General features: G+C 73.4%; 19 protein-coding genes. 8 read left to right on the top strand and 11 right to left on the bottom strand.

Annotation, left to right across the window (positions count from 1 at the left end; all coding sequences use genetic code 11):
• Position 1: 1 nt before the first annotated feature.
• The 7 genes from ACZ6K0_RS03365 to ACZ6K0_RS03335 form a co-directional block, all read right to left on the bottom strand.
• Positions 2-985: a serine/arginine repetitive matrix protein 2 gene (locus ACZ6K0_RS03365; RefSeq protein ID WP_469229523.1), complete on the bottom strand. Its 984-nt coding sequence runs from the start codon at positions 983-985 to the stop codon at positions 2-4.
• Between the two features lies 1 nt (position 986).
• Positions 987-1382 carry a hypothetical protein gene (locus tag ACZ6K0_RS03360; protein WP_376401564.1) on the bottom strand — a complete coding sequence of 132 codons (396 nt, stop codon included), beginning with the start codon at positions 1380-1382 and terminating at the stop codon, positions 987-989.
• On the bottom strand, positions 1375-3180 hold the full coding sequence (locus ACZ6K0_RS03355; RefSeq protein ID WP_469229521.1) for a hypothetical protein: 1806 nt from the start codon (positions 3178-3180) through the stop codon (positions 1375-1377). The genes ACZ6K0_RS03360 and ACZ6K0_RS03355 overlap by 8 nt, the downstream gene beginning before the upstream one ends.
• A gap of 208 nt (positions 3181-3388) precedes the next feature.
• Positions 3389-4378, bottom strand: a complete 990-nt coding sequence (locus ACZ6K0_RS03350; RefSeq protein WP_376401558.1) for a malate dehydrogenase — start codon at positions 4376-4378, stop codon at positions 3389-3391.
• 226 nt (positions 4379-4604) lie between these two features.
• Positions 4605-5687, bottom strand: a complete 1083-nt coding sequence (locus ACZ6K0_RS03345; protein WP_469229519.1) for a helix-turn-helix domain-containing protein — start codon at positions 5685-5687, stop codon at positions 4605-4607.
• Positions 5688-5913: 226 nt separating this feature from the next.
• Positions 5914-6519, bottom strand: coding sequence for a DUF3017 domain-containing protein (locus tag ACZ6K0_RS03340; protein ID WP_469229677.1), 606 nt, complete (start codon positions 6517-6519; stop codon positions 5914-5916).
• Positions 6420-7280, bottom strand: a complete 861-nt coding sequence (locus tag ACZ6K0_RS03335) for a bifunctional methylenetetrahydrofolate dehydrogenase/methenyltetrahydrofolate cyclohydrolase (protein ID WP_376401552.1) — start codon at positions 7278-7280, stop codon at positions 6420-6422. Before ACZ6K0_RS03335 ends, ACZ6K0_RS03340 begins: the two co-directional genes overlap by 100 nt.
• A 249-nt stretch (positions 7281-7529) precedes the next feature.
• Here ACZ6K0_RS03335 and ACZ6K0_RS03330 point away from each other — a divergent pair, with 249 nt between their 5' ends.
• Entirely contained in the window at positions 7530-8138 is a 609-nt protein-coding gene (locus ACZ6K0_RS03330) for a hypothetical protein (protein WP_376401549.1), read from the top strand.
• 69 nt (positions 8139-8207) lie between these two features.
• Here ACZ6K0_RS03330 and ACZ6K0_RS03325 read toward each other — a convergent pair whose 3' ends face one another.
• Positions 8208-9650, bottom strand: a complete 1443-nt coding sequence (locus tag ACZ6K0_RS03325) for a DUF2079 domain-containing protein (RefSeq protein ID WP_469229516.1) — start codon at positions 9648-9650, stop codon at positions 8208-8210.
• A gap of 154 nt (positions 9651-9804) precedes the next feature.
• Between ACZ6K0_RS03325 and ACZ6K0_RS03320 the strand changes: the two genes are divergently transcribed.
• The 5 genes from ACZ6K0_RS03320 (at position 9805) to ACZ6K0_RS03300 (ending at position 14792) form a co-directional block, all read left to right on the top strand.
• Positions 9805-10572 (top strand): FHA domain-containing protein, encoded by a 768-nt coding sequence (locus ACZ6K0_RS03320; protein ID WP_469229514.1) that lies wholly within the window; start codon positions 9805-9807, stop codon positions 10570-10572.
• Entirely contained in the window at positions 10569-12068 is a 1500-nt protein-coding gene (locus ACZ6K0_RS03315; RefSeq protein ID WP_469229512.1) for a protein kinase domain-containing protein, read from the top strand. The genes ACZ6K0_RS03320 and ACZ6K0_RS03315 overlap by 4 nt, the downstream gene beginning before the upstream one ends.
• A gap of 71 nt (positions 12069-12139) precedes the next feature.
• Positions 12140-13081 carry a peptidoglycan DD-metalloendopeptidase family protein gene (locus tag ACZ6K0_RS03310; protein WP_469229510.1) on the top strand — a complete coding sequence of 314 codons (942 nt, stop codon included), beginning with the start codon at positions 12140-12142 and terminating at the stop codon, positions 13079-13081.
• Positions 13082-13221: 140 nt separating this feature from the next.
• Positions 13222-14127: a hypothetical protein gene (locus ACZ6K0_RS03305; protein ID WP_469229509.1), complete on the top strand. Its 906-nt coding sequence runs from the start codon at positions 13222-13224 to the stop codon at positions 14125-14127.
• Positions 14128-14330: 203 nt separating this feature from the next.
• The gene (locus ACZ6K0_RS03300; protein WP_376401532.1) at positions 14331-14792 is read left to right on the top strand and encodes a hypothetical protein; all 462 of its coding nucleotides are present in this window, start codon (positions 14331-14333) and stop codon (positions 14790-14792) included.
• A 98-nt stretch (positions 14793-14890) separates the two neighbouring features.
• Here ACZ6K0_RS03300 and purH read toward each other — a convergent pair whose 3' ends face one another.
• Positions 14891-16453 (bottom strand): bifunctional phosphoribosylaminoimidazolecarboxamide formyltransferase/IMP cyclohydrolase, encoded by a 1563-nt coding sequence (gene purH, locus ACZ6K0_RS03295; protein ID WP_469229507.1) that lies wholly within the window; start codon positions 16451-16453, stop codon positions 14891-14893.
• Complete coding sequence (purN, locus tag ACZ6K0_RS03290) at positions 16450-17064, bottom strand: phosphoribosylglycinamide formyltransferase (protein ID WP_376401526.1); 615 nt, start codon at positions 17062-17064, stop codon at positions 16450-16452. Before purN ends, purH begins: the two co-directional genes overlap by 4 nt.
• A gap of 279 nt (positions 17065-17343) precedes the next feature.
• Between purN and ACZ6K0_RS03285 the strand changes: the two genes are divergently transcribed.
• Positions 17344-18144, top strand: a complete 801-nt coding sequence (locus ACZ6K0_RS03285) for a hypothetical protein (protein WP_376401523.1) — start codon at positions 17344-17346, stop codon at positions 18142-18144.
• A 7-nt stretch (positions 18145-18151) separates the two neighbouring features.
• On the opposite strand, the gene ACZ6K0_RS03280 is transcribed toward ACZ6K0_RS03285, so the two are convergent.
• A complete protein-coding gene (locus ACZ6K0_RS03280) occupies positions 18152-19732 on the bottom strand; it encodes a cell division protein PerM (RefSeq protein WP_469229504.1) in 1581 nt (526 codons plus the stop codon).
• Positions 19733-19851: 119 nt separating this feature from the next.
• On the opposite strand from ACZ6K0_RS03280, the gene ACZ6K0_RS03275 reads away from it, so the two are divergent.
• Positions 19852-21279 carry a sigma factor-like helix-turn-helix DNA-binding protein gene (locus ACZ6K0_RS03275; protein WP_469229502.1) on the top strand — a complete coding sequence of 476 codons (1428 nt, stop codon included), beginning with the start codon at positions 19852-19854 and terminating at the stop codon, positions 21277-21279.
• The last annotated feature ends 38 nt before the right edge of the window (positions 21280-21317 follow it).

Here is a 21317-nt window from a genome sequence, read left to right as displayed (position 1 = left end):
GTCAGTACGCTCCCGGGCGGAAGAACCGCAGTGCCACGCTCAGGACCTCGCGCTGCTTCGGCCAGTCGGCCTCCGGGCCCGCGGCGAGGATCGCGTAGTGGTTGCCGTCCGCCGCCGTGAAGGCGCGGTCGACGACCTTGCGGCGGCCGCCCTCGCGGTCGTACGCGTACACCAGCTCGGCGGCGTCGGCCGGGGCGCCCGGTTCGCCGGTGACCCGGTCGAGGCCGATCTCCTCGTAGCCCGGCTTGTTGGCCCTGCCGTCGTCGGAGGCGCCGCGGAGGGCCTCGTACGGCGTCAGGCCGGGCTCGGCGATGACGAAGACCTGGAGGAGGCTCTTCCCGTCCGGGGCGTTGAAGAAGATGCCCTGATCGGACTCCGTACGGTCCCAGCCGTCGGGGACGGCGATCGTGAAGCCCTTGAGGTCCTTCTGCACGCTGTAGGCGGGCGGAGGGACGCCGTCGCCGGGAGCGGTGGTGGTGGCGGAGTCGGAGGGCGTCGGCGAGTCCGTGCCCGAGGGGGATTCCGCTTCCGTCGGGGAGTCCGTCGGGGAGTCCGCCGGGTCGTCCGAGGCCGTCGTGTCCACCGGGGCCGAGACCGAGGCCGCGGGACCGCCGCCCGCCCCGTCCTTCCCTCCGTCGCTCTTGCCCCAGACCAGCCAGGCGCCCACCGAGCCCGCCGCCAGGACGGCGACGACCGCCCCCGCCGCGACCGCACCGCGCGCACGGCCGCCGCCGGCCGGGGCCGGGGCGGTGGGGTACTGCCACTCGCCCGTCTCCGGGACGTACACCGGGGCGGACGAGGGGGCGGGGGCGTACTCGGGGGCGTACGCGGGGGCGTTCTCAGGGGCGTACGAGGGCGGGAGCGGCGGCGGAGGCGCGACGGGACCAGGACCGGGAACGGGACCGGACGTGGGCGCCGGGCCCGGCGCCGGCGTGCCCCCGACCGGCTCCCAGCTCTGCGTCTCGTCGTTCCAGCGGGCGCTCATCTCATCCTCCGAGCAGGGCGCCGACGGCCTGCCCGACGGCCACGCCCGAGGCGAGGATCCCGGACACCGCGCCCGCGTCCACGAGCGCCTGCCGCAGCCGGGTCAGGCGGCCCGTGCCGGCCCGCCCGGTGCCCTCGATCTCGTCCTCGGCGTCGGAGAGTTCCTCGTCCAGGGCGGTCGTCTGCTCGGAGGCGACGACGCCGCCGAGGTCGGCCCGGAACCTGCGGATGGCCTGGAGGAGTTCCTCCTGCCGCGGGTCACGGGCCGGCTGCGCGCCGCTCACCGTGTTGGTGACGGTGTTGTTGTCGCCGATGGTGACGTTGCCGCCGGTGTTGGTGACGTGAATGCCGCCGCGGGCCCTGTCGTCGCTGTCGCTGCCGGTGCCGCTGTCAGCCACGGTCGCCTCCGGTCGTCGAGGTGGTGAAGGTCTTGTTGGTGACGGTGTTGTGGTTGCCGAGGGTGACGTTGCCCTTGGTGTTCTCGATGAACGTGCCGCCCTCGGCGACGTGGACGATCTTCTGCTCGAACTCGGCGGTCTCGTAACCGGCTTCGCGCAGGGCGACGGTCACTCCGTTCGCGACGCGGTCCTGGACGCTCTTCAGGTAGCGGCTGACGTCCATCTCCTGGAAGAGGGAGGCCACGTCGTCGGAGCCGTGTTCGCGGACCGAGATCCAGGGGCCCTCGGGCAGCGCGTTCGCGTGGCCCCCGGTGAGCAGCCGCCAGCCGTGGCCGAGTGCCCGCCACAGCGTGGAGACGGCCTGTCCGGCGGAGCGCGGGGTCTGGCCGAGCGCCCAGACGGCCTTGCCGAAGTGGTGGTTGTGCCGGTAGCGGTGGGCGATCCGGTCGGCGTCCCGGTAGAGCCGCTTCACCGGCCGCAGGACGTGCGGCGCGACCTCCAGCATCAGCATGCCGCCCTGCGTGTGGACGCGGACGAAGACGGTGGTGACGATCTCCTCGCCCCAGCCGCCGACCCGGATGCGGAGGAAGTGGCGGCGGGTCTCGCCGCCCTCCTCGATCGCGCCCGAGCGGTGCTGCTCGAAGCCCTCCGGGGTGTACGGGGCGGCGGTGCGGGCCGGCAGTCCGTCGACGGGCAGGAAGACGACCTCGTCGATCTCCAGCTCGCGCAGCCGGTCCCGTACGGCGGCCTGGATCTGCGGCGAACCGTGCGGGGAGGGCACGCGCAGCGCCTCCACGAGCGGGACGACGTGCCGCATGATCGCGCTGTTGTCGAGCGGCTCGGGCGCCTTGCCGTCGAGGCTCTTGCGGGGGCGCAGCTCGATGGAGAGCGACCAGGGCTCGTACGGGGCTCCCGCGCCGCAGAACGGGTCGTCGGAGCCGTACATGACGAGGCGGGCGTGCTGCTCGACGCGGATCCGGTCGCGCAGGCGGCGGGAGCGGACGCCCTCGGCCTGCTCGGCCGGGTCGGAACGGAGGTCGGGGAAGCGCTCCTTGGAGAGCTCCTGGGTGAGCGCGCGGGCGAACTGGCCGCGCTGCGTCGCCACCGCCCAGGCCACGAGCAGCGGCACCGCGATGGTGATCCACACCTCCAGCGGGCCGATGCCGAACATCCCCTCCGCGACCAGACCGAGCGCGAAGCCGAGGAACTCGCCCGCCTCCGAGGCGTCACCGAGGAACTCCCAGCCGGCCTCGTCGTCGCCGAAGGCGAGGAAGAGGAGGAGCAGCGCCGACTGGACGAACATGATCCGCCCGTACCAGCGCAGGACGAAGGCGGGGACGGTGCGGTAGACGGGTGCGACGGCTGACCGGCCGCGGACCCAGCGGGCGAGGCCCAGCACGAGGAACGGCACGATGAGGAGGGTGATCAGGCCCTTGGTGAGCGGGATCGCGATGATCCAGAGGGCCAGGATGCCGGCGGCCCAGGCGAGTTCGACGCGGCGGGCGCGCAGCGCGTGCGCGAGGACGCGGCTCGCGTCGAAGCCGAGGGAGGGCGCGGCGAAGCGCTCCTCGTGGACGTACAGCTGGTCGATGACGGCGTCACGGAAGCCGTCGTCGAGGTAGGTGCCGGCGCAGAGCAGGCGGGTCGACTCGCTCGCGGAAGGCAGACGGCGCGGATCGACGGCGGTCGGCGCACCGGGTGGCGTGCCGGGAGGCGTACCCGGTGGCGTGCCAGGAGGCGTACCGGGTGGCGTGCTGGGCGGCTCACCGGGCTGCTGAGGTACGAACGATTGCGCCAAGACTCCCCCGATTGCTGCGGAACTGTTCGTGTCCACGGCCCACTTGAGCGGGACCGGTGGGACAGCATAGGGGAGGCGGGGGCGCCCTGTCGGCGCGAAAAAACGGCGCCCCCGGGCCGTACGGTCGGTCGTACGGTCCGGGGGCGCCGGGTATGTGACGTACCGTCAGGCGGTCAGGCCCTCGGGCAGCGGCTCAGTCGAGCGCGGCTCAGAGGAGACCGAGCTCGCGGACCGCGTCGCGCTCCTCCGACAGCTCCTGCACGGAGGCGTCGATGCGGGTGCGGGAGAACTCGTTGATGTCCAGGCCCTGGACGATCTCGTACTTTCCGTCGGTGCAGGTGACCGGGAAGGAGGAGATGAGGCCCGCGGGGACGCCGTAGGAGCCGTCCGACGGGATGCCCATGGAGGTCCAGTCGCCCGCGGCGGTGCCGTTGACCCACGTGTGGACGTGGTCGATGGCGGCGTTCGCGGCGGAGGCGGCGGAGGACGCGCCACGGGCCTCGATGATCGCGGCGCCGCGCTTGGCGACGGTCGGGATGAAGGTGTCGGCCAGCCACGCCTCGTCGCCGACGACCTCGGCGGCGTTCTTGCCGGCGATCTCCGCGTGGAAGATGTCCGGGTACTGGGTCGCCGAGTGGTTGCCCCAGATGGTGAGGCGCTTGATGTCCTCGACGGAGGAGCCGGTCTTCTGGGCCAGCTGCGTGAGCGCGCGGTTGTGGTCCAGGCGGGTCATCGCGGTGAAGCGCTCGGCCGGCACGTCCGGGGCGGCGGCCTGGGCGATCAGGGCGTTCGTGTTGGCCGGGTTGCCGACGACGAGGACCTTGATGTCGTCCGCGGCGTGGTCGTTGATGGCCTTGCCCTGCGGCTTGAAGATGCCGCCGTTGGCGGCGAGCAGGTCACCGCGCTCCATGCCCTTGGTGCGGGGGCGCGCGCCGACGAGCAGCGCGACGTTGGCGCCCTCGAAGCCCTTGCTCGGGTCGTCGAAGATGTCGATGCCCTTGAGCAGCGGGAACGCGCAGTCGTCGAGCTCCATGGCGGTGCCCTCGGCGGCCTTCACGCCCTGCGGGATCTCGAGGAGGCGCAGCTTGACCGGCACGTCCGCGCCGAGCAGGTGGCCCGAGGCGATGCGGAAGAGCAGCGCGTAGCCGATCTGGCCGGCCGCGCCGGTGACGGTGACATTCACGGGAGTGCGGGTCATGGCGATCTCCGTAAGACAGCTGGCGGTGGGGGTCCCTGCCCCGGGTTCCGGACGTCCCTTCGTGATCGACGATCGACGATCGATCGGTGTGTGATCGATCGGTGTCTCGACGTGAAGAGATTTCCAGCGGTCAGGCTATCCGACCCGGGGCCCCACGAACCCCCACCCCCTTGTGGTCCGGCTCACTGCCACCCGTCCGAGACCGCGGGGGTCCGTCAGTTCGCCGTCAGTTCGCCGTGCAGTGCTCGCTTCCGTCCGCGAGCGTGGCGCAGGCCGTCGCGTCGGTCCCGGCGGCGACGGCGAGCATCGGGGTGTACGCGTCGGTGTCGACGCCGGAGCCGGCGCCGGTGCCGGGGTCGGAGCCGTCGCCGGGGACGGAGCCGGGGTCGGAGCCGGTGCTCACCTCGGCGCTCCGGGTGGCTCCCGCGACCTTCACCGTCACGGCGTCCCCCGGCTCGGCCCCGGTGATCCGGGCCCAGGCCGCCGCGCAGGTCGCGCTGTGCCGGACCTCGATCCGGACGGCGCCGACGCGGGTACGGGCGACGGTGGCGGCGAGGGGCCCGCCGCAGCCCATGGCCTCCGGGTCGCGGCCGGTGCAGCCGGCGCCCGCGCACTTCACCCCGGCGGGGAGGCTGGCGCTCGGGGCGGCGGTCGGGGCGGTCGTCGGGGGCGGGGTGGTGGCGGCGCGGTCGTCCGTACCGTCCGTGCCGCCGAGGTCGACGAGGAGGATTGCGGCGGTGACGACGAGCAGGGCGCCGAGGGTCCCGACGGCGTAGAGGAGGAGGGATCTGCGCCGTGAGGCCGGGGGGTTGGGGGGCGGGGAGAGGGAAGGCGGGGAGGCGGAAGGCGGGGAGGCGGAAGGCGGGGAGGCGGAAGGCGGGGAGACGGAAGGCGGGGAGACGGAAGGCGGGGAGGCGGAGACCGGGGCCGGGTTCTGCGCGACGAGGCGGATCTGCATGGTCCGGTCGTCATCGTCACGGGAGTCGTCGAGGCCACCGAGGTCACCCCCGCCATCGGGGCCGCCGGGGCGACCGCTCCTCGACCACCCCCGTTCGGCGCGTTCCCACTCCGCCACGAGGTCCGCGGGGTCGACCCCGGTCACTTCGGCGAACGCCGCCACCGCACTCCTCGGGACGGGCCGACGCGCACTCAGATAGGCGTCCCACGCACCCCGGTCGTGTCCGTGTCCGGTGCGCTCGGCCAGGGCGCCGACGCCGAGGCCGCTGCGGTCGACAAGACGGCGGAGCCGCTCCGTGAACGCCCGGACGTCCGGGTCGAGTTCGTCCGACAGCGCCTTCCAGCCAGGCATGTACGCCCCCCTTGTCCGCGGCCTCCCCTGCGTTCTCGAAGGATGGCAGCTCCGAGGGTGATCCGCGCCCCGGATGCGGAGGCGAGGTGGCGGAATGGTCACTTCCGTGCCACAGCGAGCGGCCGGAACTTGATCGAGGTTGGCGCGTACATGACCCTTGAACGCAGCGGCGCCCGCCCTCCCACGGGGGAGAGGGCGGGCGCCGTACGCACATCGTCGTCCCCGACTACGTCACGGTGAGATGGAGGACGTCCTCCAGGAACGGGATCCGCAGCCAGGGACCCGGCTGCACCATGAGCGCGAGCAGCACGATCAGGCCGCCCATGACCCCGTACGTGATCATGTCCGTGAAGCGCGACCGCACGGCCAGCATGCCCACGGACGGCACCACCCGCCGCATCACGGCACCGAGGAGCAGGGCCGCGCCGACCGCCATCGTGCCCACCCGGAACGCCTGCGGGAACGGGTCCGTGCCCACCACGACGAGGCCGACGCCGGCGAGGACGAGCACGGTGAGCAGGGGCCACTGGCGCGCGGGCGCGGAGGCGTCACGGGGCGCCGCCCGGCCGCCACCCTCGGGCCGCGCCGTGTCGGTGGTGAGGCTCGGCGGCGGCCGCCGGATGCCCCCCTTGGGGGCCTCGGCCTGGACCGCCTCCCCCGTGACGGTCTCGTCCTTGGCCGCCTCGCCCTCGCCGGCCCCGCCTCCTGGGGCCCCGTCCTCGGAGGCCATGCTCAGAGCGCCGCGGCCGCGCGCTCGGCGGCCTCGACGACGTTCACGAGGAGCTGGGCGCGGGTCATCGGGCCGACGCCGCCCGGGTTCGGGGAGATCCAGCCGGCCACCTCGGCGACGCCGGGGTCCACGTCGCCGAGGATCTTGCCCTCGCCGTTGCGCGAGACGCCGACGTCCAGGACGGCCGCGCCCGGCTTCACGTCCTCGGGCTTGATCAGGTGCGGCACGCCGGCCGCCGCCACGATGATGTCGGCGTTGCGCAGGTGCGCCGAGAGGTCCCGGGTGCCGGTGTGGCACTGGGTCACGGTCGCGTTCTCGGAGCGGCGGGTCAGGATGAGCGGCATCGGGCGGCCGATGGTGACGCCGCGGCCGACGACCACGACCTCCGCGCCGTCGATCTCCACGCCGTGGGCGCGGAGCAGGGTGATGACGCCGTTCGGCGTGCAGGGCAGCGGGGCGGGCTCGTTGAGCACGAGACGGCCGAGGTTGGTCGGGTGCAGGCCGTCCGCGTCCTTGGCCGGGTCCATCAGCTCCAGGATGCGGTTCTCGTCGATGCCCTTCGGCAGCGGGAGCTGGACGATGTAACCGGTGCAGGTCGGGTCCTCGTTGAGCTCCCGGACGACCGCCTCGATCTCCTCCTGCGTGGCGGTGGCCGGAAGGTGGCGCTGGATGGAGGCGATGCCGACCTGAGCGCAGTCACGGTGCTTGCCCGCCACGTACTTCTGGCTGGCCGGGTCGTCGCCGACGAGGACGGTGCCCAGGCCGGGCGTGACGCCCTGCTCCTTGAGGGCCGCCACGCGGACGGTCAGTTCGGACTTGATCGCGGATGCGGTGGCCTTGCCATCGAGAATCTGGGCGCTCATGGAGACATCCTCCCGGATGACCCCCGCCTTGTTCCAATTCGCTCCCGCCGGGCGGCTCGTCATAGGGGACGACAGATTGCACTTGCACAACTCCGGCGCGTATCGACTGGACAAAAAGTCGACGGTACGACGACGATGACCTGCGAAGTACCGCGGAAAGTGCCGGGGGGAATCCGCTCAAATGCCGTGAAAGTCCTCCGCGCGGGCCGCGTCGTCCCCGCACAGAAAACTTCACGGAGGAATCCCGCGATGAGCTTCGGCGACTCGAACAACCCCTATGGCCAGCCCCAGGGCCAGCCGCAGCAGCCCGGCTACGGCTACCCGCAGCAGGCCCCGCAGGGCGTACCGCCGCAGCAGGGTTACGGCTACCCGGCGGCCCCGCCGGTCTCCCCGTACGGCGGCGGCGGTTACCCGGCCCCCGCGCTCGTGATGCCGGGCGGCGTCAAGGCCGGTCGCGTGATGCTGTGGATCCTCGGCGTCCTCCAGGTCCTGATCGGCATCGCCATGGGCCTCGCGGGCGGCTGGTTCGCCGACAAGCTCGCGGACGCCTCCACCGAGCTCAACAACACGGACGGCGCCGCCGCCGCCGTCACCGGCGTCTTCGTCGCCTTCGGCATCGTCTTCGTCGCCTTCGGCATCTGGGCCATCATGATGGCCGTCAAGAGCGCCTCCGGCGGCAACGGAATCCGGGTCTCCGCGATCGTCTACGGCTCGCTCGTGACCCTCGGCAGCGCCATCAGCCTCGCGTCCGCCAACGTCTTCGCCCTGCTCAGCCTCGTCCTCGGCATCCTGATCATCGTCTTCTACGCGAAGTCGGACGCCTCCGCCTGGTTCAACCGCAACAAGCAGCAGTACTGACCGCATCGGCGGTGAACGCGTGAGGGCCGGGTTCCGTACGGAACCCGGCCCTCGGTGTCTCCCCGTCCGTCACACCCGCTTGAGCACCGCGAACCCGTCCGAGCGGTACGTGATCTCGTACTTCGCCTCCGGGTGCAGTTGCGAAGCCAGCTGCACCGGGTCCGACACCTGCTGCGACCAGCCGCGCAGGTCGAAGGCGAGGTAGTCCGGGGTGGCGCCCTTCGCGGTGCCGACCCAGTAGACCCGGTGGTCCGCCGTGAGGTGGGCGAGGAGCGGGACGTCCGCCTCCACGCTCGCCCCCTCCGGCACCGCGTCCACCGCCGCCCGCGCCTGCTCGACCCGGGCGTCCGTGCGGTACGTCTCCGACTTCGTCAGCTCCCGCAGCGGCAGGTCCATGGCGAGCACGAGCGCGACCGCCGTCGCGACGGGCACGACGACCTTCCCGTACGCGGCGAGCCAGGCGCGCGGCGAGGTGCGCACGGACCGGGCCCCGTCCACGAGGGCCAGGAAGAGCACCGGCATGAGGATGGCGCTGTAGTGCCAGTGCATGCCCCAGTGATTGGGGTCCTGGGAGAGGAAGCGCCAGCCCAGGGTGGGCAGGACGAGCAGGACCAGCGGCGAGCGCAGGGCGAGGAAGCCGACGATCGCGAGCAGGAAGAACACCATCTCCCAGCGCTCGCCGGAGACGAGCGCGTCGCCGATGACCTGTCCGACGGAGGTCTCGGCGCCCTGGCCCGTCTTCTCGATCTTGGACCAGTAGTCGTACTGGCCGACGCGGCTCGCCGCCGGGATCAGGACGAGGACCGTGAGCGCGAAGGCCGCCACGCCGAACCCGGCGAGGGCGGCGCCCAGCCGCTTCTGCCCCTTGACGAAGAGGACCGCGCCGACCATGGAGACGGTGAGCCCCATGTCCTCCTTGACGAGGACGAGCGGGGCGGACCAGGCGACGGCCGCGGTCCAGCGCCCGAGGAGCAGGGCCCGGCAGGCCAGCGCGAGCATCGGGACGGCGAAGGCGATCTCGTGGAAGTCGGACTTGACGGCTTCCTGGAGCCCCCAGGAGAGCCCGTACGCGACGGTGAGTCCGATGCCGGCGGCCCGGCTGCCGAGGATCTGCTGCGTGGTGCGGCCGACGACGACCGCGGAGGCGGCGAAGAGCGCGGCCTGCGCGAAGAGCAGGGCGACGGGCGAGGGCCAGATCCAGTAGAGGGGCGCGAGCAGCGCGGTGACCGGGCTGAAGTGGTCGCCGAGTATGTGGAAGCCGGGGCCCTTGATGTCGACGACGGGGGCCCGGAACTCCGCGTACGCCTTGACGGCCTGGCCGAAGATCCCGAGGTCCCAGGAGGGGGTGCGGAAGTGCGTGTACTGCACCCAGGAGTAGAGGAAGTACAGGCCGCAGAGGACGACCGCGAGGATCAGATAGGGCCTCAGCGGTGCCGGGGAAAGGCCTTCCGACGTGTTCGGGCCGTCGGTGTCCGCGGTATCCGCAGCGGGCCTGTTCAGTACGTCCAACACCACGTCCCCCACTACCGGCGGCCGACAAAAGAGCAACCCATTAGACCAGAGTCCACCCGATCGGCCGATCCGTAAGCGGTAGGTGACGTTCTGCATTCGTTTATCGCCGCTTCCTACCCTGACCCGCACGCAGACCTCGGGGAAAGGAAGCGTCATGTACAGCATCATCGTGGTGCCGGCCCCGGCCGCCGGCCCCGGGAACCAGGTCAGGCTGGCGCCCGGCGAGAGGCTCCACTTCGGCCGCACCGCCCCGCGGACGGCCGGTGCGCCGCGCCATCTGGACATCCCCCACCCCGGGGTGTCCCGCACCGCCGGCGAGATCGGCGCGACGGCGAGCTACTGGACGCTCAGCAACTTCAGCGCGGCCTCGACGTACGTCGTCGAGAACCCGGAGGGCGCCGGGGAGCACATCAAGATCGCGCCGGGGCGGGTCGACGCCCCCGTACCGTTCGAGTTCTCCCGGGTCGTGCTGCCCGCCGGCGGCGACCTGCTCGACTTCAGCGTCTGGGCGCCCCGCCACGACTACGTGGAGCGCGCGCCCTCCGCCTCCGCCGAAGGCGGCGAGCCGACCGCGCTCGCCTTCCCCCTCGACCGCTCGAAGCGGTACTTCCTCGTCCTCGCCGCGCTCTCCGAGTCACGCCTGCGCGGCGCCCCGCACGCGCCGCTGCCGACGGTCGACCGGATCGTGGAGCGGCTGCGGCCGCTGTGGCCCGCGGTGAACCGGGCCTCGGTGCAGTGGAACATCGACTACCTGGCGGTGAAGTTACGGCTCAAGCCCGGCCCCGACACGGCCGACGCGGGCCCGCGCCTCAACGGCAAGAAGGAGTCGCTGGTCTCGCTCGCGCTCCGCTTCGACCTGGTCCGCGAGGACGACCTCACCACCTTGACCGCCCCGCCCACCCTGCCGGAGGCGCGGCGGTGACCAGCTTCCCGCTGACCGTGCCGGCCGGATACGAGGTCGGCGACTGGACGATCGAACGCCCCCTGGGCGCCGGCGCGTTCGGCAGCGTGTACGCGGCGACCCGCCGCACCGGCGACCACGCCCGCCTCCCGGACCGGGCCGGTCCCCCGGACCGGGACGACCTCCCCACCCGGGCCGACCTCCCCGACCACGACGGTCTCCCCGCCCGGGACGGCCTCCCCGACCACGACGGCCTCCCCGCCCGGGACGGCCTCCCCGACCACGACGGCCTCCCCGCCCGGGCCGCGCTCAAGTTCCTCCCGACCGGGACCCACACCCCCCGCCAGCTGCGCCACCTGCGCGACCTCGCCGACCGCGAGGTGGAGCTGCTGCGGCGGCTGCGCTCGCCGCGTCTGATCCGGCTGTACGAGACCCTGACGGTCGACGACCCGGCGCACCCGGAGCTGGACGGCGCCACCGTCCTCGTACTGGAGGAGGCGGAGCGCCCGCTCCAGTCGCTGCTCTCGGACACCGCCGCGCCGCCGCCGTCCGGCCCCGAGCTGCTCGTCCAGGTCTGCGAGGGCCTGCACCAGCTGCACGCGGCGGGCTGGGTGCACGGCGACCTCAAGCCGGGCAACGTCCTGCTGATGAAGGACGGCAGCGTCCGGCTCGGCGACTTCAGCACGGCGAGCGAACTGGAGGGCACCCACGCCTACGCCGCCGGCTTCGCCACACCCGACTACACGCCGCCCGAGCTCCTCTGGTCGGAGGTCGGCGACCGGGGCACGCGGATCCGCCCCAGCGCCGACGTCTGGGCCTTCGGCGTCCTGGCCCACACCGTCCTGACCGGCACCTCCCCCCTCCCCGGCGGCACGCCGACCGCCCGCCGGGACGCCGCCCTCCGCTACGCCCGCGGCGAGGAGGAGCTCCGCCTCTCCCCCGACCTCCCGCCCGTATGGCGGGACATCGTCACCGACTGCCTGAGCCGCACCCACGAGGACCGCGCCGCCCACGACGCACGGTCCGTGCTCCGGCGCGCCCGGGAGGCGGCGACCGGACGGATGCCGAGCCGCCGGCGCCGCGGACGGCGGCTCGTACCGCTCCTCGCCGCTTCCCTCGCCGGGCTGACGGCGGTGGGCCTCGGGGTGAATGCCTTCCTCGACCGGCAGGACGGGCTGAACACCGCGGCGGGGTACGAGCGGTGCGCACCCGGTTACGTCTGCTTCTTCTCCGAGAAGGGCGGCGGGGGCGAGATGTGCGACTGGGAGAACGACGACAGGGAGTGGTTCGACGGCGACACGGTCTGCGAGTGGGCGCGGGAGGGGGCCCCGCGCTCGGTGTTCAACAACGGCGCCGCCGACCCGAAAGGCCTCGTCCACGTCTCCGTGTTCGCGGCGGAGGACCTCAAGGACGGCCTGGGCTGCATTCCGCAGGGCGCGCGCCGCGACCTCGCCCTGGCCCGGCCGGTCGCCTCGCACACCTGGTCCGCGAGATGCGCGGAGACCGCGGCCCTCTGATGTCCGAGTACGGGCGGAGCTTCGGACTGCCGGACGGTGGAGCCACCTGATCGCGAGAAGGGAGCACGAACGTGTCCTCCACACGACTGCGCACCGCACTCCTGGCCTTCCTGACGGCTCTGGGCCTGGCCCTCGGACTCGGCACCGCCACGGCCGGCACCGCCGGCACCGCCGGCGCCGGCACGGCCTTCGCCTCCGCCGGGGCCACCGCCCCGGCCGGGGCCGCCGCCGCCCCGCCCGCCGGGAAGCCGGTCTTCCAGCTGCCGTTCGCCTGCGGCACGAAGTGGCAGCTCAACACCTGGGACCACGACCCGGCGCTCGACATCGTCAAGGACGGCAACCCCGGCTCCGACGGCCTGCCCGTCTACGCCTCCGCCCCGGGCACGGTCTCGGCCGTCTACTGGAACAACGGCTCCGGCAACACGCTCCAGATCAGCCACGGCAACGGCTGGTTCACGGCGTACTACCACCTCCAGGAGGCGCCGGACGCGTACGTGAAGCTCGGCAGCCAGGTCACCGGCGCCGCCCAGATCGGCCGCGTCGGCAAGTCCGGCGCGGCCAACGGCTGGGCCCACCTCCACTACGAGCAGCGCTACCTGGCCTCCGGCACGTTCACGGACGAGACCCACCGCAGGCCCGTCCACTTCGGCGGGGTCGAGTACAGCGGGTCCGGGGGCGCGTGGCCGGGCGTCACGAGCGGCAACTGCGCACAGCCCCAGGGCACCCCGTACCAGCCGTGGAACTGCCCCAACGGCTCCGTCTGCTTCTACTCCGAGACGGGCGGCAGGGGCACGGTCTGCAAGACCGACAGGAACGTGTCGGCGAGCACCTGCGGCCTGCGCGGGTCCTTCTTCAACAACGGTCACCCGGAGGCCGGCGGCGACCACGTGTACGTCTCCTTCACGGAGGGCGGCACGTCCTGCCTCCACCACGGCTGGGCGGACGGCCGGGGCGACTTCGCCGCCGGCGGCCGGACGATCAAGGCCGTGACCTGGGGCGGCGAGTGCCCCTAGGGATTCCGCGGGGCTTCTCCAGGGCGTACCTCCTGGGGCTTCCCTAGGAGGTACGAGGTACCCCGAGCCGGGCCGCACCGCGAAGGTGTGACCGGGCCGCCCACCCGGTGCGGCCCGGTCACCCCGGGGGGCTCCGCACCATGACGTCCACGTTCGTTCGTGCCTGCGCCGCCGTCCTGGTCCTCGTGGCCACCGCGACGGGCTGCACGGACCGGCCCGCCACCGGCTCCGTCCCCGGCCCCGGCCCCGGCCCCGTCCCCGGCCCCGTCTCTGAGGTCACGGACACCGACCGCGCGCTGCTCCGCCACTCGGAACAGGTCCTGATCGAGCGGTGCATGCGGGACAAGGGCTTCTCGTACTGGGCGGGACCGCGCCCGACCCCGGACGAGAGCTTCACCGTCGGCTATCTGCTGACGGACGCGGCCTGGGCGCGGAGGAACGGGTACGGCAGCCGGATCAGCGCGAAGGTCCTCGGAGCCCGGAGGACGAACCCGAACCTGCTGTACGTCGACCGGCTGTCGCCCGAGCGCCGCACCGCCTACCGCAAGGCCCTGGAGGGCGGCCCCGGGTCCCGGACGCTCTCGGTCGAGGCGCCTGGCGGAGGCACGATCAGCCGCCGGCTCGGCGGCTGCCAGGAGACCGCCCAGAAGCGGCTGTACGGCGATCCCGGGACCTGGTTCCGCGTCAGCAGGATCGCGACGAACCTGACCCCGCTGTACGTGCCGGAGCTGAGCCGCGACCCGGAGTTCACCGGCGCGCAGGCGGCCTGGGCGGCCTGCATGCGCGAGGCGGGCCACCCGTACGCGACCCCGTCGGCCGCTCGGAGCGCGCTCCCCACGAGCGGGCCCGAGGACAGGGACTTCGCGGCCGAGGTGCGGCTCGCGACGGCCGAGGCCGAGTGCGCCTCTTCCTCCGGCTTCGCCCGCACCGGGACGGCCCTGGAGCGCCGGTACGTGGACGGGCTGCGCGACACGTACGGCGACGAGCTCGACGCGTACGCACGACGGGAGCACGAGGCGCTGGTCCGCGCCCGCTCCCTCACATGAGCTCCCGCGGCGCTAGGGGGTGTCTTGTCGATCAGGCCGGATCAGGGAGCGGCGTCTGGTGCCGTGGATCGCAAGGCGGAGGAGGGAGTCGACGCGGAGCGTCGGCGAGTGACGACAACGCGGCGAGGCGCGGTGCCAGACGCCGCGAGCCCGGCCTGATCGACAAGACACCCCCTAGGCCGCGGGCGGACGAAGGAGGAACCATGAAGCGAATCATCGGAAGCGCCGCGGCGGTGCTGGGCCTGGCTGCCGGATCCGTGCTCGTCGGAACACCGGCGCAGGCATCCGCGGCGTGCGACGACTTCTACAACGACAACGCGAAGTCCGGGTACGTGTACGCCTGGAACCTGACCAACTGTTCAGGGCTGCTCGGCGGGGACGTCGACGACGACTACGACTGGGGCGACTCCAGCGGGTCCTTCCAAGGCAGCGACACCAACAACGCCGAGTCCGTGATGAACAAGGGCGTCTCGGACGGCTACAGCATCGTCCGCTTCTCCAACTACACGGCCTACGACACCGCGCACGGCTACGGCTGCCTCTCCGTGGGCGAGAAGTACGCCGACACCCTGTGGGACGACAGGATGAGCGACGGCTCGCCGGCCCACAACAGCATCAGCTCGCACAAGTGGGTGTCCGGCGGCTGCAACAAGTGGTTCAAGTAGAACGTGGGGCGGCCCGCCGGTACCTGTCAGTCAGGTACCGGCGGGCCGCCCGCCCGTCATCGATCAGCAGCGATCCGCAGCGATCCGGTGAAGAAGGATCAGTGGAAGAAGTGACGCGTACCGGTGAAGTACATCGTCACGCCCGCCTTCTTCGCCGCCTCGACGACCTGCTCGTCACGGACCGAGCCGCCGGGCTGCACGACCGCCTTCACGCCGGCGGCCGTGAGGATCTCCAGGCCGTCGGGGAAGGGGAAGAAGGCGTCCGAGGCGGCGTACGCGCCGGCCGCCCGCTCCTCGCCCGCCCGCTCGACGGCCAGCTTCGCGGAGTCGACGCGGTTGACCTGGCCCATGCCGACGCCGACCGAGGCGCCGCCCTTGGAGAGCAGGATCGCGTTGGACTTGACCGCGCGGCAGGCCTTCCAGGCGAAGGCGAGCTCGGCCAGCTCCTCGGCGGACAGGGCCTCGCCGGTCGCCAGGGTCCAGTTCGCCGGGTCGTCGCCCTCGGCCTGGAGACGGTCGGTGACCTGGAGCAGCGCACCGCCGTCGATCGGCTTGACCTCGACCGGGTTGGCCGGGGCGCCGTCGGCGCGGAGCACGCGGATGTTCTTCTTCTTGGCCAGGACCTCGACGGCCCCGTCCTCGTAGCCGGGGGCCACGATGACCTCGGTGAAGATCTCGGCGACCTGCTCGGCCATCTCGACCGACACCGGACGGTTGACGGCGATGACGCCGCCGAAGGCCGAGAGCGGGTCACAGGCGTGCGCCTTGCGGTGCGCCTCGGCGACGTCGGCGCCGATCGCGATGCCGCACGGGTTGGCGTGCTTGATGATCGCGACGCAGGGCTCGGAGTGGTCGTACGCGGCCCGGCGCGCGGCGTCGGTGTCCGTGAAGTTGTTGTACGACATCTCCTTGCCGTGCAGCTGCTCGGCCTCGGCGAGGCCGCCCGTGCCGTCGACGTAGAGCGCGGCGCCCTGGTGCGGGTTCTCGCCGTAGCGCAGCACGTTGGAGCGCTCGTACGTGTGGCCGAGGAAGTCGGGGAAGCCCGACTCGTCGGCGGCGGCGTAGTCCGCGGCGAACCAGGACGCCACGGCCACGTCGTACGCGGCGGTGTGCTGGAAGGCCTGGGCGGCGAACCGCTTGCGCAGGCCCAGCGTGGACCCGCCCTCCTTGACCGCGAGGAGGACCGCGTCGTACGCGCCCGGGTCGGTGACGACCAGGACCGACGGGTGGTTCTTGGCGGCGGCGCGGACCATCGACGGGCCGCCGATGTCGATCTGCTCGACGCACTCGTCGGGGGTGGCGCCGGAGGCGACGGTCTCGCGGAACGGGTACAGGTTCACGACGACCAGGTCGAAGGGCTCGACGCCCAGCTCGGCGAGCTGGTTGCGGTGGTCCTCCAGGCGCAGGTCGGCGAGGATGCCGGCGTGCACGCGCGGGTGCAGCGTCTTGACGCGGCCGTCCAGGCACTCGGGGAAGCCGGTGAGCTCCTCGACCTTGGTGACCGGGATGCCGGCGGCGGCGATCTTCGCGGCGGTGGAGCCGGTGGAGACGAGGGAGACACCCGCCTCGTGCAGGCCACGGGCCAGCTTCTCAAGGCCGGTCTTGTCGTAGACGCTGACGAGTGCGCGGCGGATGGGGCGCGTCGTACCTTCGGCGGTCACGGGATTGTTACCTTTCGTCCCTCAATGCGGTAGCCGTGCCGGGCCAGACGCCCCACGACCTCGACGAGCAGCGAGCGCTCGACTTCCTTGATGCGCTCATGGAGCGCGGTTTCATCGTCCTCGTCCCGGACCTCGACGACGCCCTGGGCGATGATCGGGCCGGTGTCGACACCGTCGTCGACGAAGTGGACGGTGCACCCGGTGACCTTCGCCCCGTAGGCGAGGGCGTCACGCACCCCATGGGCACCGGGAAAACTGGGCAGCAGCGCCGGGTGGGTGTTGACGACCCGGCCGCCGAAGCGGGCGAGGAACTCCTTGCCGACGATCTTCATGAACCCGGCCGAGACGACGAGGTCCGGCTCGTGGGCGGCGGTCGCCTCGGTCAGGGCGCGGTCCCACTCCTCGCGGGTGGCGTGGTCCTTGACGCGGCAGACGTAGGTGGGCAGCCCGGCGCGCTCGGCGCGTTCCAGGCCGACGATGCCGTCACGGTCCGCGCCGACGGCGACGACCTCGGCCCCGTACCCCTCGGGGTCGGCGGCGATGGCGTCGAGGAGGGCCTGCAGATTGGTACCGGAACCGGAGACCAGGACGACGAGGCGGGCGGCAGCCACTGGGTCACTCTTTCCGTGGTGTTTGTGCGGTCGTACGAACGAATCGTGTCGCTCGATACGGGGAACCCTACGAATGGCTCGACCGTCAGCAACGATACCGGCACACCGGACGGCCCCCACGGGACGGGGGCGGAGCAGGGCGGTAGCGTCAGGGTCCGACACCGACACGGCACCGAAGACGAAGCCGAACAAGACGCCGAACACGGCACGCAGAAGAGACAGCAGCGGAGACCGCGGGTGCGGCCGCGGTCGCGACGACAGAGGGAAGACGTCCAGCACATGCCGGAGCGCCAGTCCACGAACGACAACAACCCGTTCGCGCCGCCGCCCGAGGGCCGGCCGGATCAGCCGTGGCAGCCCCGGCGACCGGAGGGCTCGGGCGACGACGCGTCCGGCTCCTCGGGGTCGCCGGACGGTTCGGGATCGGAGCCGGGCGGTCCGACCGGGCCTTCCGGGTCGTCCGGGGCGTCCGACGGCCGCTGGAGCCCGCGCCAGCCGGGCCGTTCGTCGGACGGGTTCGGCGGGGGTCCCGAGCGCCGGGGAGGCCCGGAGGGCGGGCCCGGGCAGGGCGGACCCGGGCGCGAGAAGGGGCTGCGGTGGGATCCGACGGACCCCGCGCAGCGCCGGGCGCGTTACGCGATCCTCGCGGGCATGTGGGCCTTCTTCTTCGCGATCTTCGAGATCCCGGAGCTGGCGCTGCTGCTCGGCGCCCTCGGGCTCTACTGGGCCATCAGCTCCCTCCGGACGAAGCCGAAGGCGGCGGTGTCCGCCGTCGACGGCGTGACGTCGCCGACCTCGCCGGCCTCGCCTGCGGCGGACGCGTCCGCCGTCCCGCCCGTCGCGCCCGGCTCCGCGCCGGTCCCCGCCGCCGCGCCCGTCCGCTCGATGCGGACGGCCGCGATCAGCGGTCTGGTGGCGGCGAGCGTGGCCCTGATGATCGTCGCGGTCGGCTTCACCATGCAGCTCGTCTACCGGGACTTCTACGAGTGCCGCGACGACGCCCTGACCCACGCGGGCCAGCTCGCCTGCAACGACCTCCTGCCGAAGCCGCTGCGCGCGGGCTTCGGAGTGCGGGAGTAGTCCCCTCTCAGGGCTTGGTGGGGTCCGGCGGCGGCGGGGACGGCTCCCACGCCGCCGGGAGGTAGTCGTACGGCTCGTAGCCCGGGTCGTCGTCCAGGTCGAGGGCCGGGGCGGAGGCCGGGGCCGGGGCCGTCGTGGCGGCCGGGGTGGCGGCCGGGGTGGCGGCCGGGGTGCCGGGATCGGTCCCGGCGGCCTTCGCCGCCCGGCCGCCCGGAGCGGGGTCCGGTGTCGCGTCCGGCAGCGCGTCGGGCATCGCTTCGGGCTGCGCCTCCAGGTCGAACGGCTCCCCGAATCCCGCCGTCGCGCCCGCCGTCGTGGTCTCCGGTGCCTGAGCCGGCACGGGAGCCGGCACGGAAGCCGGGACGGAAGCCGGGACGGGCAGCGGCAGGGGCTTCGGGCGGAGCGCCCGCCGGCCCCAGGCCCGTACCGCCAAGGCCACCGGAACCCCGACGCAGGCGCCCCACAGCACCGTCGCCGCGCCCGCCTGCCACCACACCGGGCCGAAGGCGGACAGCCGCCCGGAGCCCAGCGGGCCGCCCGCCGCGGCCGCGAGGACCGCCACGGCCGCCCCGCACCCCCAGGCGGCCGCAAGCGCCGTCAGGACCGCGTCCCGGGCCGGCCAGCCCCGCGCCGTGCGTCCCACGCGCCACCCCTGCACCAGGGTCGCCGTCAGCGGGACCGCGGCTGCCGCCCAGTGCGTCCACGTACCGCTCCCCTCGGCGGGCAGCGCGGCCAGGAGCGGGAACGACGGCACGGCCGGGTCGCCGGCGAGGCCCAGCGGGGTCGCCAGCGCGCCCGTACCGAGGGTGAAGCCGGGACCGAGCCCGTACGCCGCTCCCCACACGGCCGCGTTCGGCAGCAGCGCCAGGACGAGGAGCAGGACCGCCGCCCGCCCCGACCACTCCCCCGCGAGGCCCGTGAAGGCCGCCTGCGCCTCGCCCGCGTGCCAGGCCAGCGAGACCGCGGCGAGCACCGCGCCGCCGCCGCACAGCGTCACGAGCCCGAGCCCCGTCGCGCGCAGGGCGGCCGCCGCCTGCCGCTGACCGGGCAGCGGGCGGCCGAGCGCCGTCCAGACGCCCGCCCCCGCCGCGCCGAGGACGACGGCGGGCAGCCAGAGCCCGGCGGTGATCAGTTCGGCGGGCAGCGGGCCGCTCTCGCTGTAGACCACCACGACCGCCGCGACCAGCAGGTATCCCCCGGCCACCGCGGCCACCGTCCCGCCCGGTGAGGGGCGCGGCCGGTCGTTGCCGTCCCCCGGGTCGAGGGTGTCGCGGGCGGCCCGGTGGACGAGCCAGACGGGAAGGGCGGCGAGGAGCATCGGCACGATGCCGAGGGGCGCGGGCAGGCCGGACAGCGTGCCCGTACGGACCAGGTCCACGCCGTGCGCGAGGAGCCAGATCCCGGCGGCGACGTGCAGGGCGCCGCCGGGGCCGCTGTCGGGGTACGGGGAGCTGATCCAGGCCGCGGTCACCAGGACGGCGAGGGCGCCGAGACCGAGCCCGGCGGCGACCCCGCCGCGGACGCAGGCGGTGGCCAGGGCGGCGGAACGGCCGCCCTGGACCAGGGAGTGCTCGGTCAAATGGGTCACGGGGCCATGCTGCCAACGACACGCGCTTAAGCCGCGTAACAGGCAAACCTCCGCTGTGTCGCTCAAGATACGTTTATGTACTTTTCCGCCCATAGCAGCTCTGCGGGAGGTCGACGCCGATGAGCCGGAGCACCACGGATTCCGCATCCTCCGTCACCCTGCCGACACCGAAGGAGCGGCGCAGGTTGCGTGAGGCCCTCGCGCTGAGCGAGGAGCAGGTCGCCGAGGCCATGGGCGTCACGAAGGCCACCGTCAAGGCCTGGGAGACCGGGCGCTCGGCGCCACGGGGCCGCAAGCGCGAGGCGTACGCGAAACTGCTCGGCGCGGGCGAGGCGGCCGAGGAGACCCGCGCCGCTCTCGCTTCCGGCGCCTTTGGTGCCTCTGATGCCTCTGATGCCTCTGATGCCTCTGATGCCTCTGGTGCCTCTAGTGCCCCTGGTGCCTCTGGTGCCTCTGATGCCACTGATGCGGAGGTGTCCGCAAAGGCAGAGCCCGCCCCCACACCCACAGCCGCGTCCACACCCGCGCCCCCGCCCGCCACGTCCATGGCCGGCGAGCCCGCCAACGTCCGGCCCAAGGCCGCCGCCAAGCGGGCGGCCAAGCCGCCGAAGGCCCCGTCACCCGTACGGGCCGTTCCGCCCGGACCGGCCCGCAAAGGTGCCCCGAAGCCGCAGGAGCGCCTGAAACCGGCCGGTGCGGAGTCAGGCACTCCGGCGCCGGAGCCCCTGCGGCCGCCCGCCGCGCCCGGCCTCACCCCCGCGGAGGCCTTCGACGCGCTGTACGCGTACGCCGCGCCCGGCCTCGTCCACCAGACCTATCTGCTCACGGGGCGCCGCCGGCTCTCCCGCGAGTCCGTCGAGTACGCCTTCCACCACGCCTGGGAGCACTGGCCCGAGGTCGCCGTCGACGCGGACCCGGTGGGCTGGGTGCGGGCGGCGGCGTACGAGTACGCCCTCTCCCCCTGGCACCGGCTGCGGCGCGCCCACAAGCACCCCGACTCCCCGCCGACCGAGGCCAACCGGCGGGCGCTGCTCGCCGCGCTGCTGGAACTGCCGCCGCCGTACCGCCGTACCGTCCTCCTCTACGACGGGCTCGGCCTGGACCTGCCGGACACGGCCGCCGAGACGGAGGCGAGCACCCCCGCCGCCGCCAACCGGCTGCTGCACGCCCGTACGGTCATCGGGCAGCGGATCCCCGAGCTCGCCGAGCCGGAGGTCCTGCACCGACGGCTGCACGCGCTGGTCTCCGAGGCGCCGACGGCGACCCTCCCGGCGGCCCGCACGGTCCGGACGGGCAGCGAGCGGCGGACCCGCACCTGGACCCGGACGGTCCTCGGGGTGACGGCGGCCCTGATCTGCGTGACGGCCTTCACGGCGGTGACCGCACCGACGAGCTACCTGCCCGTCGAGGTCCCCGGCGAGACCGTCAACGGGGTGCCGGTGCGCGGCGGCCCGCAGAAGCTCGGCCCCGAGGACGTCGAGCTCCGCGACAGTCTCCGGTCCCAGCCGAACCCGGGACCGGAGCGGCTGACCCCGTCGGCCGAGTAGGCCGCGTAAGCCGCGAAGGCCGAGAAGGCCACGTCGGC

It is taken from the genome of Streptomyces sp. NPDC042346 (assembly GCF_055581845.1).
This window is presented reverse-complemented; position numbering and strand designations above follow the sequence as displayed.

Bases quoted from the DNA above. Each gene is read 5' to 3' on its own strand.
- ACZ6K0_RS03365 (WP_469229523.1), bottom strand. From the start codon at position 985: ATGAGCGCCCGCTGGAACGACGAGACGCAGAGCTGGGAGCCGGTCGGG.
- ACZ6K0_RS03350 (WP_376401558.1), bottom strand. From the start codon at position 4,378: ATGACCCGCACTCCCGTGAATGTCACCGTCACCGGCGCGGCCGGCCAG.
- ACZ6K0_RS03345 (WP_469229519.1), bottom strand. From the start codon at position 5,687: ATGCCTGGCTGGAAGGCGCTGTCGGACGAACTCGACCCGGACGTCCGG.
- ACZ6K0_RS03335 (WP_376401552.1), bottom strand. From the start codon at position 7,280: ATGAGCGCCCAGATTCTCGATGGCAAGGCCACCGCATCCGCGATCAAG.
- ACZ6K0_RS03330 (WP_376401549.1), top strand. From the start codon at position 7,530: ATGAGCTTCGGCGACTCGAACAACCCCTATGGCCAGCCCCAGGGCCAG.
- ACZ6K0_RS03320 (WP_469229514.1), top strand. From the start codon at position 9,805: ATGTACAGCATCATCGTGGTGCCGGCCCCGGCCGCCGGCCCCGGGAAC.
- ACZ6K0_RS03305 (WP_469229509.1), top strand. From the start codon at position 13,222: ATGACGTCCACGTTCGTTCGTGCCTGCGCCGCCGTCCTGGTCCTCGTG.
- ACZ6K0_RS03300 (WP_376401532.1), top strand. From the start codon at position 14,331: ATGAAGCGAATCATCGGAAGCGCCGCGGCGGTGCTGGGCCTGGCTGCC.
- ACZ6K0_RS03285 (WP_376401523.1), top strand. From the start codon at position 17,344: ATGCCGGAGCGCCAGTCCACGAACGACAACAACCCGTTCGCGCCGCCG.
- ACZ6K0_RS03275 (WP_469229502.1), top strand. From the start codon at position 19,852: ATGAGCCGGAGCACCACGGATTCCGCATCCTCCGTCACCCTGCCGACA.